Origin of the sequence: Lelliottia sp. RWM.1, assembly GCF_016859735.1 — a bacterium.
Lineage (GTDB): Bacteria > Pseudomonadota > Gammaproteobacteria > Enterobacterales > Enterobacteriaceae > Enterobacter.
In genome coordinates this window covers 1-578 of the sequence record NZ_WLVC01000145.1, presented here as the reverse complement: position 1 = coordinate 578, position 578 = coordinate 1, and the positions used below count along the sequence as shown (strand labels likewise).

General features: G+C 53.3%; 1 pseudogene. It reads left to right on the top strand.

Annotation, left to right across the window (positions count from 1 at the left end):
- Positions 1-578, top strand: a pseudogene (locus tag GF617_RS26965) (IS3-like element ISSen4 family transposase); the annotation flags it as partial.

The following is a 578-nucleotide window of genomic DNA, read 5'->3' as shown; positions in this document are numbered from 1 at the left end:
GTGTACCGGCTTTATCACCTCAGTGGCCTGGGCGTAAAACGCAGAAGACGTCGTAAAGGGCTGGCAACAGAACGTCTGCCGCTGCTCCGTCCGGCGGCGCCCAATCTGACCTGGTCGATGGATTTCGTCATGGACGCACTTTCCACCGGTCGCAGGATCAAGTGTCTTACCTGCGTCGATGATTTCACAAAGGAATGCCTGACGGTCACTGTTGCCTTTGGGATTTCAGGCGTTCAGGTCACGCGTATTCTGGACAGCATTGCACTGTTTCGAGGCTATCCGGCGACGATAAGAACTGACCAGGGGCCGGAGTTCACTTGCCGTGCACTGGATCAATGGGCCTTTGAGCATGGTGTTGAGTTGCGCTTAATCCAGCCGGGCAAGCCAACGCAGAACGGATTTATTGAGAGCTTTAACGGACGATTTCGCGATGAATGTTTGAATGAGCACTGGTTCAGCGATATCGTTCATGCCAGGAAAATTATTAATGACTGGCGGCAGGATTATAACGAATGCCGCCCGCACTCCACGCTGAATTATCAGACACCGTCTGAATTTGCAGCGGGCTGGAGAAAGGG